The following is an 11,771-nucleotide window of genomic DNA, read 5'->3' as shown; positions in this document are numbered from 1 at the left end:
GAGATTCGTGCACGGCCAGAGTAGAGCGCTTGTCCTTTTTGTCATGAACAGAATGACGGCGTTATGGCCCGATGGCCGGAGTGTGAAAATTGCCAATGCCGCGGCATGGCGGGAGTTGTTGCTGTTTTGCACCAAAATGCGGGCGGGTGGCGTGGCGGGGTGGAATGCAAACGTTTGTTTTGGAAGGACGGGCTGCGCCGCTCTTCTCGAGGATTTTCCAGTGAGCCGAGGTGGATGATGAAAATCACAACGCGTTTGATACTGGCGTTCCTGATCGGGGTGCTGCTGGTGATCGCGGCGGGAGGGCTGGCGGTATGGCAGCTGTCCCGGGCGCAAATCCGTATCGAAGGGTTCACGACGGACATCATGCCCAGCGTCAAGATCCTGGTCGCCGCCAAGGATGCCACGGCCAATGCCCGGGTGGCGGTGTGGAAGCACATCGCCACCGCGGACCCGGCGAAGAAGGCCGAGTACGAGAGCCAGATCCGGCAGAGTTTCAGCGCCATCGACACGCAGCTCGCGGCCTACGAGTCGCTGGTCAGCGACGCCGACGACCGCGCCGCGCTGGCGGCGGACAAGGCGACGTATGCGGCCTACAAGCAGGAGATGGACCATACGCTGGGGGCGTCGCGCAGCGGCGACACCAACGCCGCGGTCGCCTTCGCCGGCCGCGGCAAGGGCGCGGCACTGGCCGCCTCCTGGACGCAGCATATCGGTTACAACAACAGAATGGCCGTCGCCATGAAGCAGGACAACGACCGTGCCTACGCCCAGTCGTTGTGGCTGTCTTTCGGCCTGATGGCGCTGTCCGCGCTGCTGGCGCTGGTGTGGGGCGGGTTGCTGTGCCGCAACATCAAGCGCGGTCTCGGCGACCTGGCGAGCACGATGGAAACCATCAGCAGCCGGCTCGACTTCACCCTGCGCGCCCCGGCTGCGGGGCGGGACGAGATCGGCCAGGCCTCGCAGGCCTTCAACCGCTTGCTGGAGCGGCTGCAGTCCAGCCTGCGCACGCTGCAGCAAGGCGTGATGGCGGTGGCGGAATCGTCGCAGGAACTGCAGGCGGCGTCGCGCCAGGTGGCCCAGAGTTCGGACACGCAGAGCGCCTCGTCGGCGCAGATGGCCGCCGCGGTGGAAGAAATGACGGTCAGCATCAACCATGTCGCCACCCGCGCCGAGGAGGCGCAGCAGCTGGCGGGCGAGAGCGCCGGGCAGGCCGGCAACGGCCAGCAGGTGATCGGGCGTTCCGTGGCCGACATCCAGGCCATCGCCGCGACCGTGAGCGGCGCCTCGGAAGACATCGTCCAGCTCGAATCGCGCAGCCAGGACATCGCCTCTGTGGTAAGCGTGATCCGCGACGTGGCCGAGCAGACCAATCTGCTGGCGCTCAACGCCGCGATCGAGGCGGCGCGCGCCGGCGAGTCGGGGCGGGGCTTCGCCGTGGTGGCCGACGAGGTGCGCAAGCTGGCCGAGCGCACCGCCGCCTCCACCCAGGAGATCGGCGCCATCATCGCCGCCATCCAGCAGGTCTCCGGCAGCGTGGTGGGGCGCATGCAGCAGACCGTGCAGCAGGTGGAGCAGGGCCAGGAGGGCGTGCAGTCGGCGCAACAGAGCATGAGCAGCCTGCATCACGGCGCCAGCCAGAGCGCGCGCCTGGTGACGGAGATTTCCGACGCCATCCGCGAGCAGGGCATGGCCACCAACAGCATCGCCCAGCAGGTGGAAGTGGTGGCGCAAGGCGCGGAGGAAAACAGCTGCGCCGCCAGCCAGGCCGCCGCGCTGGCCGCGCGGCTGGAAGAGGTGGCGGGGAGCATGCGCCAGGAGGTCAGCGCCTACCGCGTGTGAGGGGCCCGGCGCTGGCGGGGCGGCGGCGGCGCGTGTACAGTTGAACGACTGTATACAATCCAGTGCTCCCGTTCCGTCACCCACAAGGTATCGACTCCATGTTTTCTGCCGACATCTACCTGCAGCGCCGTGCCCGCCTGCAGGCGGCGGGCCCGTCCGGCCTGTTGCTGTTCCCGGGCAACGTCGACGCACCGATGAACTACCGCGACAACATCTACCCCTTCGTGCAGGACAGCTCCTTCCGCTATTTCTTCGGCCTGAACGAGCCGGGGCTGGCCGGCGTGATCGACGCCGACAGCGGCGCGGTGACGCTGTTCGGGCGCGAGCCCGACGTCGCCGAGGTGGTGTGGACCGGGCCGCAGCCGAGCCTGGCCGAGCGCGCCGCCTCCGTCGGCGTCGCCGTGGCGCGGCCGTACGCCGAGCTGGCGGCGCTGGTGCGCGCGGCGCGCGGCGCCGGCCGCACCGTGCACTACCTGGCGCCGTACCGCGGCGAGACGCAGATCGAGCTGGGCCGGCTGCTGGCGTTGCCGCCGGACGAGCTGGGCGCCGGCGTCTCCGCCGCGCTGACCCGCGCCGTGGTGGCGCTGCGCGAGATCAAGGGCGACGAGGAAATCGCCGAGATGGAAGCGGCGCTCGCGGTGACGCACGCCATGCACCTGGCGGCGATGCGCGCGGCGCGGCCGGGCGTGGCCGAGCGCGCGGTGGTGGGCGAGATGGAAGGCATCGTGCGCCGCCACGACTGGCAGCTGGCCTACCCCAGCATCTTTTCGCGCCGCGGCGAGGTGCTGCACAACCATCACCACGACCAGGTGCTGGCGGCCGGCGACCTGGTGGTGAACGACAGCGGCGCGGCGAGTGCCAGTGGCTACGCCAGCGACATCACCCGCACGCTGCCGGTGGGCGGGCGCTTCACGCCGCGTCAGCGCGCGCTGTACGACACGGTGCTGGCGATGCAGCTGGCCGCGCTCGAGGCGATCCGCCCGGGGGTAAAGTACCTGGACGTGCACAAGCGCGCGGCGCGGGTGATGGTGGAGCGGATGACGGCGCTCGGTTTCTTCCACGGCGACGCCGACGCCATCGTCGACTCCGGCGCCTACGCCATCGCCTTCCCGCACGGCCTGGGGCACCAGATCGGCATGGACGTGCACGACATGGAGGGGCTGGGCGAGGACCTGGTGGGCTACGGCGGCGAGGTCGAGCGCAGCGCGCTGTTCGGTCTGGGCTACCTGCGTCTGGGCAAGCCGCTCAAGGCCGGCATGGTGATCACAGTGGAGCCGGGCATCTACTTCATCCCGGCGCTGATCGACGCCTGGCGGGCCGAGGGCCGCCACGCCGGGCTGATCGACTACGCGCGCTTCGACGACTACCGCGATTTCGGCGGCATCCGCATCGAGGACGACGTGCTGGTGACGGAACAGGGCTGCCGCGTGCTGGGCACGCCGATCCCGAAGACGGCGGACGAGGTGGAGGCGGCGATGGCGGGCTGAGAACCTGTTTACGATCTGCTGCGCGTCGGCGATACGGCGTTAAAAACGTCTTCGGAATGCTCATTTACCACGTGTAAACTCCGCTTCCTCAGCCGTTTTTGCCTTGTTTCGCTCTAGCTCGCGAGATCGTAACCAGGTTCTGAACCGCCTCACCGCGCTCATCGACCAAAAGGTTGGCCGAGGCCCGTATGCGGGGCTTCGGCCAACCTTTTTGTTTTCAGCGCCGCCGCGCGCGCGGCGGCGGGGAGGGCGATGCGCTTAGAGGAAGCGTACCGGCTCGCCCTGATGATCGAACGCCAGGTAGCGCGACACGTCGCCGCCGGTCTGGATGGTCTGGATCATGCGCTTGAGCGGCTCTTCGGCGTCGTCGCTGCTGGGGGCCTGGCCGTTGGCACCGCCGATGGCGGCGACGAACATGAGCTGCCAGGCCTCGCCGGTGCGCGCCGATTCCGCCTTGAGCGCGGCGAAGTTGGTGAGTTCGGCCGGGGTCTTGTCGACGCACAGCACCGGCTGCAGGATGCCGCCCTGGCCGGCGTTAAAGCGTTCGGCTTCGTGCGGGGCGTGGTCGTCGTGCAGCACCGAGCGCACGAACACGAACAGCAGGCGTTGCGGGTCGGGCTGCTGGCGTGCGGCGGCCAGCAGCGAGTCGAAATCGGTGATCTGGGTCATGACGCGGTATTCCAATACGGGCAGGGGGGAAGCTGCAGTGTAGCGCGACGGCGGCGGGTCCTTCGATACGCCCGACGAGGGGGAGGGGCTAGGCCGAACGGCGGAGGCCCGGCGCGGGGCGTCAGGGCGAATCCTCGTCGTCGATGCGGTTCTGCCGCTCCAGTTCGGCGGCCAGGATCGCCCCGGCGCTGGCGCCGGCCATCGCCGCCAGGCGCTGGCTGTCCTCCTCGGTCAGCTCGTGGGTGTCGTCGTAGCCCGCCAGCGGCGCCATGGGCGGGGGCGGCTTGGCCGGCGCCGGTACCGGCAGGATGACGTGGATCGCGCGGTGGGCGAACAGGATGCCGCGTGCCTCCAGCGCCTCCTTGACACGGCGGTAGGCCTCGCGCCGGATCACCCACTGCTCGCCGGGGCGGGTGGTGAACTTCATGCGCACGATCAGCGCCGACTCCTCGATGCGCATCACCCCCTGCGACTTCAGGGGCAGGATGAAGTGCGGCCCGAGCTCGGGGTCGGCCAGCATCTCCTCGCCGACGCTCTTGATCACCTTGCGCACCGTCTCCAGGTCGACGTCGTAGGGCAGGCGGATCTCCAGCTTCATGGTCGCCCAGTCGCGGCTCATGTTGCGCACGGTGCGGATCGAACTGTAGGGGATGGTCTGCAGCGCGCCCAGGTGGTGCCTGAGCTGCATCGAGCGGATCGACAGCCGCTCCACCGTGCCGCGCAAGTCGCCGGCCTCGATGTACTCGCCGCGGCGGAAGGCGTCGTCGAGCAGGAAGAAGATGCCGGAGATGACGTCCTGCACCAGCTTCTGCGCCCCCAGGCCGATGGCGATGCCGATCACCCCGGCGCCGGCCAGGAGCGGACCGATCTCCACCCCCAGCGCGTGCAGCAGGCTCAGGGTCAGGATGATCAGCAGCAGGAAGAACAGCAGCGTGCGCAAGGGCGGCAGCAGCGTCTCGCGCCGGCTGCCGGCGGCGGCGCCCTCGCCCTCGTCGGCCAGGGTGCTCTGCACCTCCTGCTCCGGCGGCGGCAGCTGGCGCTCGATCTGCGACAACAGCACCTCCCACACCATATAGGCCAAGAGCACGATCACCATGCTGTCGAGCAGCGACTTGAGCAGGCGGCTGATGCGGCCGTCGCCGCTCATGGTCATGGCGTCGTAGCCCAGCACGTCGGCCACGGTCAGCACCGCGACGGTGAGCATGATCAGCCTCAGCCCGCCCTGCATGATGCGGCGGAAGCGGCGCGAGCGTTGGGCGAAGGTATGGCTTTGCAGCCAGGGCAGCTGGCACAGCTTGTAGAGCGCGGCGGCGAACAGCCGGTCGATGATCGGAAACAGCAGCGTGAGCCACCATGGCCAGGACATCTTGGCGGCGTGCTGCAGGTTGCCGATGATCAGGCTGTGGCTCCACAGCAGCCAGATCGCCAGCAGCCACAGCGTCACCAGCAGCGGCCACGACTGGCTCAGGATGATGGCCAGGCCGTGTTCCCCGCCGTTGCGGTCGCGGCTTTGGAACAACTGCTCGATGGTACCGCGCTGGAGCCAGACGAAGCCCAGCGCGAACAGGTTGAGGGCGAGGCCGGTGAGCACCTTGAGCAGCCGCACCAGTTCGCCGTCCATGCCGAGCCAGGCCAGGAAATCGGTACCCTGGAAGCCGACGATATAGAGCAGGGTGAAGGTCATCACGCCGCGGTGGAAGCCGATGGCCTGCTCGCAGGCGATCGGCAGCGGGCGGATGCCCTTGGCGGTGGGGGCGAACACCGCCTGCGACAGCACGCCCACGGCACGGAAGGTCACCGTCGCCAGCAGCAGGCTGAACAGCAGCTTCGGCCGCACGTCGTTGGTGTTGCTGGTCAACAGCAGCATGCCCTGCGCGGTGATCATGAAGATGCCGACGCACAGCAGCCGGAACAGCGTGCGCAGCAGCTGGTAGCCGATGCGGCTGCCGAGCCCGCTGGCCTGTTCGCGGCCGATGGCGTTGGCCAGCGCGCGGAAGCGGCGCCCAGCCAGGTACTCGGCCAGCATCGCCACCCCCACCACCAGCACGGTGATGCCGGCAAAACGGTCCCAGCCGGCGGCGGTGATGTCGTGGTCGATCTGCTGGGCGATCAGTTGCAGCTCGCCGGCGGCGCGGCCGAGGATTTGCTGGATGATCCACAGCACGTCGGCGATCTGGTTGGTGCTGTTGAAGAGCTCGTTCAGCATGGCGGCGCGCCCTCCGCCACAGCGGCATGCCACAACGTCGCCGGATCGTGCCAGGCGGCGGCGGGGTGGGCGGCCAGCAGCGCCAGCAGGCGCGCGGCACCGTCCCAGATGGCGGCGTCGTGTACGCGGTGGTGGCTCATGATGCCGCTGGGTTCCAGGGCGTCGGCCTCGCCGCGGCGCCGCGCCGCGAGGTGGCGCGCCAGCGCCGCCGCCAGCGCCGCGTCGCCGGCGTACTGGCGGCTTCGCCAGTCGATCAGGTCGGCGTGCACGTTGACCACGGCGAGACCGGGCTGCACCCGACGCGGGCCGAGGGTGGAGAGCCCGATCAGCCCCGCCTCGGGCAGGCGCGCAATCCAGCCGGGGTGGAGGCGGTTCCAGGGCGGCACCAGCACCGGGCGGAAACGTTGGCCGAAGGCCGCCGCCAGGCGCGCCCGCCCGCCCTGCAGCGCCGCGCGCAGCGCGTCCCACTGCCAGGCGGCGCCGAGCTCGCACTTGCGCTCGCCCGGCAGGGCGTGGTCGAGGTGGGCGATGCCGTGTTGCAGCACGCCGGGCGCGTGCCGGGCGGCGAGGGCGGCGGGCAGCGAGTCCTCCAGCGCGGCCGGAATCACCGCCAGCCACAACGGCACGGCGTGGGCATCGGCCAGGTCCAGTAGCCATTGCAGCGCGGCACTGTCCGCCACCGCGTCGTCGTCGCGCCACCACAAGGTGGCCGTCCGGCCGCTCTCGCTCCAGCGGTCGAGTTCCGCGCGCAGCACGGCAAAACCATCGTCACCCGCCATGGCCGGCCTCCTCGGCCCAGCGCCGCAGCAGCCGCGCGCTCTGCTCGGCGCCGTCCAGCCTGAGCGGCAGGCGGGTGGGCGGCAGGGTCAGCGCCTGCTCGATCGCCGCCGCCAGCGCCAGCGGGGTCAGCGCGTTCTCCTCCAGCAGCGCGACGCGTCCGCGCGCGGCCAGCGCCTCGGCGCGCAGGCGCTGCTCGGTCTGGTCCTCGCCCTGGAACGGCACCAGCACCGCCGGGCAGCCGGCGGCGAGCAGGTCGAGCACGGTGTTGTAGCCGGCCTGGGAGATCGACAGCGCCGCCACCGCCAGGCGCGGCGCGAAGTCGGCGCGCAGGTCCTCGACGATCACGCCGTCCGGCGCGTCGCGCTCCAGCGCCCGACGCCGCGCCGCCTCCAGCCGCGGGCCGCACAGCAGGCGCCAGCGCCGCGCCGCGAGCCGGGTCAGCGGCCGGGCCGCCAGCGCGGTGGCGAGCAGCTCGGCGCCGACCGCGCCGCCGCCGGCCGAGACCAGCACCTCGCCGGCCGCCGCGGGGTCGTCGGACGGCGTCAGCGCGGCGCCGACGTAGCCGGTGTGGTGCACCCGCTCCGGCGGCAGCAGCGCCACCGGAAAGCTCGCCGCCAGCGGCAGGAACTCGGCGTCGCCGTGCACCAGCAGGTGGTCGAAGTCGTGCCGGAACAGCGCGGCACTCTCCGTCTGGCGCTCGGGCGAACGCCCTTGCAGCACGTCGCGCACCGAGCAGACGACGAGCGGGCGCGGCGTCATGGCGCGCGCCGCCTCGATCAGGGGAGCGAGCTCGAAGCGCAGGCGGCGTCGCCCGAACGGGTAGCTCTCGATCAGCAGCAGCGCCGGGCGCACCTGCTTCAGCGCCGCCAGCACGCGGTCGCGTCGCTCGGCCTCCAGCGCGGCGTCGAGCGGCCGGCCGTGGCGGTCGAGCAGGGTGGTGAAGCGGGCGTCGGCGCTGGTCAGCGGCGGCAGCGCGATGCGCCGGGCGGCGCCGAAATCGACCAGCGCGCTGTCCTCGCCGCCCATCAGCATGTGCACCTCCAGGCCGTGCGCCTGGCACGCCCGCGCCAGCCGCGCGGCGCGCTGCAGGTGGCCGATGCCGAGCAGGCTCTGGACGTAGAACAGCAGCTTCACGAGGCGTGCTCCCGCACGATGGCGCCCACCCGCTTGCCGATGGTCTGCAGCCCGCACAGCATGTTGCGCCGTGCCGCGGCCGACGGCGGCGCTTGCTCCGGCAGGCGCTGCAGTGCCGCCACCATCGGCGCGGTGTCGGCCAGTTGCGCCGGGTCGAGCATGGTGGTCAGCCCCAGCGCGGTCGCCTTGCGCGCGCGGATCAGCTGCTCCAGGCGCGGCTCGGTGCGGGGCACCAGCAGGGCCGGCTTGTTGAACGACAAAATCTCGCAGAAGGTGTTGTAGCCGCCCATCGCCACCACCGCGCGCGCCTGGTTCATCAGCGATTCGAACTGGGTGTCGAAGGTGGCGATCTGCACGTTGGGCAGCCGGGCGGCGCGCAGCCGGAACGCCTCCTGCTCGTGCGCCGACATGAACGGCCCCAGCATGAACAGCGCCGGCCACGGCAGCGCGGCGCCGCTCTCGTAGGCGCGCAGCACCCAGTCCACCATCTCGGCGCCGTCGCCGCCGCCGCCCGGCGTCACCAGCAGGTAGGGCTCGGGCAGCCCCTCCAGCAGGCCGGAGCTTTCATGCTCCGGCAGGTGGCGCGGCAGGTAGCCGGTGTACAGCATCTTGTCGTGGATGGCGGGGGTGATCGGCAGCCCGGTGAGCGGGTCGCCCATGTTGCGGCTGCCGTATACCCAGATCTCGTCGTAGAGGCTCTCCAGCGCCGGCAGCGCGTTCTTGGCCTGCCACTCGCGCGACAGCCGGTCGGCATCGTCCATCACGTCGCGCAGGCCGAGGATGGTGCGGGTGCGGCGCGTGGCGAGCAGGTCGAGCGTGCTGGCCACCTCGCCCTTGAGCCCGAGCGGCTCCTTGTCGACGATGAACAGGTCCGGCTCGAACACGCGCGCGGTGTGCAGGATGATCGACTCGCGCAGCGCCAGCGTCTCCTTCAGGCTGATGTGCAGCTTGAGCGGGGTGTACTCGCCGTTGTAGAGCTTGATCACGCCGGGAATGCGCACGAAGTCGACACGCGCCTTGAAGTTGAAGTGGCCGGCGATCGGCGATCCGGTCAGGATCAGCACCGTCAGCGACTTGTAGCGCTCGACCAGGGCGTGCGCGATGGCACGGCAACGGCGCAGGTGACCCAGCCCGAACGAGTCGTGGCTATAGATCAGGATGCGGCTTTTCTTCATCGCGGGATACCTTGGCAGCAGCCGGGACGGCTTCTTCCGGTATAGCCGATGCCACGACGGGCGGGCCCGGCCAGTACGCCCGCAGCAGCGCGGCGGCGCGCCCCAACGAGTGGTGCTCGCGCACGTAGTGAGGGCCGGCCTCGGCCATGGCGCGGCGCACCGCCCAGTCGTCCAGCAGCGTCGCCACCGCGGCGCTGAAGCGCTCGACGTTGCAATCGTGCACCAGCCGCCCGCTGGCGGCGTCGACGATGCCGGCCACGCCGGCGCCGTAACCGGCCACCACCGGGCAGCCGGCGGCCTGCGCTTCCAGCAGCGCCATGCCGAACGACTCGTTCACCGCCGGCCACACGCACAGCTGCGAGGCCGCCAGCCACGGCGCCGCCGCGGGCGGGTCGAGCGCGCCCAGCCGCACTGCACCGGGCAGGTCGGCGATCAGCGCGTCCAGTTCCGCCGCCGCCGCGCCGTCACCGACGATCAGCCAGTGCAGATGGCGTCCCTCCGCCAGCAGCCGCCGGTAGCACGCCGCCATCAGCCGGTACGAGGCCATCTTGTCGCCCGGGCGCAGCATCGCCACGCTGATCAGCCAGGGCCGCGCCGGGTCGAGCCCGGCTTCGCGCGCCAGCTCCCCACGCGGGCGCCGCCGCGCCAACGTCGTGGTGTCGATGAACGGCGGCAGCCGGCGCAGCACCCGCAGCGGGTTGGCCAGGATCGTCGCCAGGCCGGGCTCGTCGCGCGGGTTGACGATGAAGATGCGTGCCGCCTGGCGGATCGCCGCCACGCAGTCGGACAGGTTGTCCTGCCACAGCCCGCCTTCCTGCTGCGGCGCGTGCGAGGCCTCGCACAGCAGGTAGGGGATGCCGAGCGCGCGGCACACCGCCGGGCCGATCCAGTCCGGCGCCTTGTGGTAGAGGTGGTAGGTGAACCAGGCTTGCGGCCGCTCCTCCGGCGGACGGGCGCGATAGGCGGCGATCAGCGCCGCGGCGCGGCGTTCGGCGCGCGCCTTGAGCCGCTGTTGCTGGCGCGGATCACCGACGCCGTCGTAGCTGCGCAGGCTGGAGGCCAGCTCCACTTGCCAGCCGGCCAGGCGCAGACCGCGCAGCAACAGCCGCGCCAGCGTGCGGTCGCCGGACGGCACCGGGTGGCGCGGCGATTTCAATGGGGCGTAGAAGGCGAGACGGGGCATGCTGCCTCCGTAGCGGAAAGAGGGGTGTCAAAACAGGCCAGCAGCCGCTCGATGCCGCGTTCCATGGCGAACTCGCGGCGCACCCGCTCGGCGCCGGCCTGGGCCAGGCGCTGGCGCAGGCCGGGGTCGGCGATCAGCCGCGCCAGCGCCGCGCCGAGCGCCGCCACGTCGCCGGGTTCCACCAGCACGCCGCTGACGCCGTCCTCGATCAGCTCGGGGATGCCCGACAGCCGCGTCGACAGGCAGCACACACCCTGGCTCTGCGCTTCCATCAGCACGTTGGGCAGGCCGTCGCGGTCGCCGTCGTCGACCACCTTGCACGGCAGCGCGAAGAGATCGGCCTGGCGGTAGGCCGCCAGCACCTCTTGCTGCGGCAGCGCGCCCAGCCAGCGGATGTTGCCGGCCAGCCCGAGCCGCTCCGCCTGGCGCTTGAGTTCCGGCAGCAGCGTGCCGCCGCCGATGTGGCTCAGGCGCCAGTGCAGCCCGGGCGGCAGCGTCGCCAGCGCCGCGAGCAGGTCGTCGTAGCCCTTCTTGGCCACGGCGCGGCCCACCGACAGCAGCTCCACCGGGTGCGCCGGGTCGCTGCCGTCGCGCGCGGCCGGGGGCGGGGGCGGCGGCGGAAAGCGCGCGAAGCTGATGCCGTGGTAGACCAGATGCACCTTGCCGCGCCCCTCCGGCAACGCCGAGAGGTAGTCGTGGTTGGCGCGGGTGCAGGTGGCGAGCCACTGCATGTCGGCCAGCTTGGCGCGGATTTCCCATTCCGGCTGGGTCCACACGTCCTTGGCGTGCGCCGACGCCGCCCACGGCAGGCCGCTCAGGCGCGCGGCGTAGCGCGTCACCGAACCGGGGGTGTGGATGAAGTGCACGTAGAGCTGCTCGATCTCGGGCGGGCACTCCGCCGCCAGCACCAGCGCCTGGCCGAAACGGCGCACCCGGTTGGGGGTGAAGTCGCGCGCGAGGTCGGCGAGGAACAGCCGCCACGTCGCCCACAGCGCCGCCGGCCGGCGCAGCGCCAGCAACGCGGCACGCAGCACGCGCCACGGCTCCTGGTACAGGTACTCCGGCAGATACACCACGCGGGCGCGGATCTCGTCGTGCACCGGGTGGCGCTCCAGGTCGGTGGGGTGGCGCAGCGAAAACAGCGTCAGCGTGAAGCCGCGCGCCTCCAGCTCGCGCAGCTCCTGCGCGATGAAGGTTTCGGAAAGGCGCGGGTAGCCTTTCAGGACGACGCCGAGGTGGCGGGTTGGCATGGCGAGATCCGCTTCTTGCGAGCAACAGAGTCTCTTCCAGTATCG

General features: G+C 71.1%; 9 protein-coding genes. 2 read left to right on the top strand and 7 right to left on the bottom strand.

Annotated elements, in window-relative coordinates; all coding sequences use genetic code 11:
- Nucleotides 1–234: 234 nt before the first annotated feature.
- Both AC3WG5_RS11130 and AC3WG5_RS11125 read left to right on the top strand, forming a co-directional pair.
- On the top strand, nt 235–1,842 hold the full coding sequence (locus tag AC3WG5_RS11130) for a methyl-accepting chemotaxis protein (protein ID WP_050773245.1): 1,608 nt from the start codon (nt 235–237) through the stop codon (nt 1,840–1,842).
- A 98-nt stretch (nt 1,843–1,940) separates the two neighbouring features.
- Entirely contained in the window at nt 1,941–3,329 is a 1,389-nt protein-coding gene (locus AC3WG5_RS11125) for an aminopeptidase P family protein (protein ID WP_492568708.1), read from the top strand.
- Between the two features lie 258 nt (nt 3,330–3,587).
- On the opposite strand, the gene AC3WG5_RS11120 is transcribed toward AC3WG5_RS11125, so the two are convergent.
- The 7 genes from AC3WG5_RS11120 to AC3WG5_RS11090 all read right to left on the bottom strand — a co-directional run bounded on the left by AC3WG5_RS11120 (nt 3,588) and on the right by AC3WG5_RS11090 (nt 11,726).
- Entirely contained in the window at nt 3,588–3,998 is a 411-nt protein-coding gene (locus tag AC3WG5_RS11120) for a hypothetical protein (RefSeq protein ID WP_014088847.1), read from the bottom strand.
- A 121-nt stretch (nt 3,999–4,119) separates the two neighbouring features.
- The gene (locus AC3WG5_RS11115; RefSeq protein WP_008955479.1) at nt 4,120–6,204 is read right to left on the bottom strand and encodes a mechanosensitive ion channel family protein; all 2,085 of its coding nucleotides are present in this window, start codon (nt 6,202–6,204) and stop codon (nt 4,120–4,122) included.
- Nucleotides 6,198–6,983 carry a polysaccharide deacetylase family protein gene (locus AC3WG5_RS11110; RefSeq protein ID WP_492568706.1) on the bottom strand — a complete coding sequence of 262 codons (786 nt, stop codon included), beginning with the start codon at nt 6,981–6,983 and terminating at the stop codon, nt 6,198–6,200. The genes AC3WG5_RS11115 and AC3WG5_RS11110 overlap by 7 nt, the downstream gene beginning before the upstream one ends.
- The gene (locus tag AC3WG5_RS11105) at nt 6,973–8,118 is read right to left on the bottom strand and encodes a glycosyltransferase family protein (RefSeq protein WP_492568705.1); all 1,146 of its coding nucleotides are present in this window, start codon (nt 8,116–8,118) and stop codon (nt 6,973–6,975) included. Before AC3WG5_RS11105 ends, AC3WG5_RS11110 begins: the two co-directional genes overlap by 11 nt.
- On the bottom strand, nt 8,115–9,293 hold the full coding sequence (locus AC3WG5_RS11100) for a glycosyltransferase family protein (RefSeq protein WP_008955482.1): 1,179 nt from the start codon (nt 9,291–9,293) through the stop codon (nt 8,115–8,117). The genes AC3WG5_RS11105 and AC3WG5_RS11100 overlap by 4 nt, the downstream gene beginning before the upstream one ends.
- Nucleotides 9,265–10,476: a glycosyltransferase family 4 protein gene (locus AC3WG5_RS11095; RefSeq protein WP_492568704.1), complete on the bottom strand. Its 1,212-nt coding sequence runs from the start codon at nt 10,474–10,476 to the stop codon at nt 9,265–9,267. The genes AC3WG5_RS11100 and AC3WG5_RS11095 overlap by 29 nt, the downstream gene beginning before the upstream one ends.
- Complete coding sequence (locus AC3WG5_RS11090; RefSeq protein ID WP_492568703.1) at nt 10,446–11,726, bottom strand: glycosyltransferase family 4 protein; 1,281 nt, start codon at nt 11,724–11,726, stop codon at nt 10,446–10,448. The genes AC3WG5_RS11095 and AC3WG5_RS11090 overlap by 31 nt, the downstream gene beginning before the upstream one ends.
- Nucleotides 11,727–11,771: the final 45 nt, after the last annotated feature.

Source organism: Pseudogulbenkiania sp. FW507-F1, from assembly GCF_058781125.1.
The sequence above is the reverse complement of the archived record's forward strand: the minus strand, read 5'-3'. Positions and strand labels throughout refer to the sequence as shown.

Bases quoted from the DNA above. Each gene is read 5' to 3' on its own strand.
- AC3WG5_RS11130 (WP_050773245.1), top strand. From the start codon at position 235: ATGATGAAAATCACAACGCGTTTGATACTGGCGTTCCTGATCGGGGTG.
- AC3WG5_RS11125 (WP_492568708.1), top strand. From the start codon at position 1,941: ATGTTTTCTGCCGACATCTACCTGCAGCGCCGTGCCCGCCTGCAGGCG.
- AC3WG5_RS11120 (WP_014088847.1), bottom strand. From the start codon at position 3,998: ATGACCCAGATCACCGATTTCGACTCGCTGCTGGCCGCCGCACGCCAG.
- AC3WG5_RS11115 (WP_008955479.1), bottom strand. From the start codon at position 6,204: ATGCTGAACGAGCTCTTCAACAGCACCAACCAGATCGCCGACGTGCTG.
- AC3WG5_RS11110 (WP_492568706.1), bottom strand. From the start codon at position 6,983: ATGGCGGGTGACGATGGTTTTGCCGTGCTGCGCGCGGAACTCGACCGC.
- AC3WG5_RS11100 (WP_008955482.1), bottom strand. From the start codon at position 9,293: ATGAAGAAAAGCCGCATCCTGATCTATAGCCACGACTCGTTCGGGCTG.
- AC3WG5_RS11095 (WP_492568704.1), bottom strand. From the start codon at position 10,476: ATGCCCCGTCTCGCCTTCTACGCCCCATTGAAATCGCCGCGCCACCCG.
- AC3WG5_RS11090 (WP_492568703.1), bottom strand. From the start codon at position 11,726: ATGCCAACCCGCCACCTCGGCGTCGTCCTGAAAGGCTACCCGCGCCTT.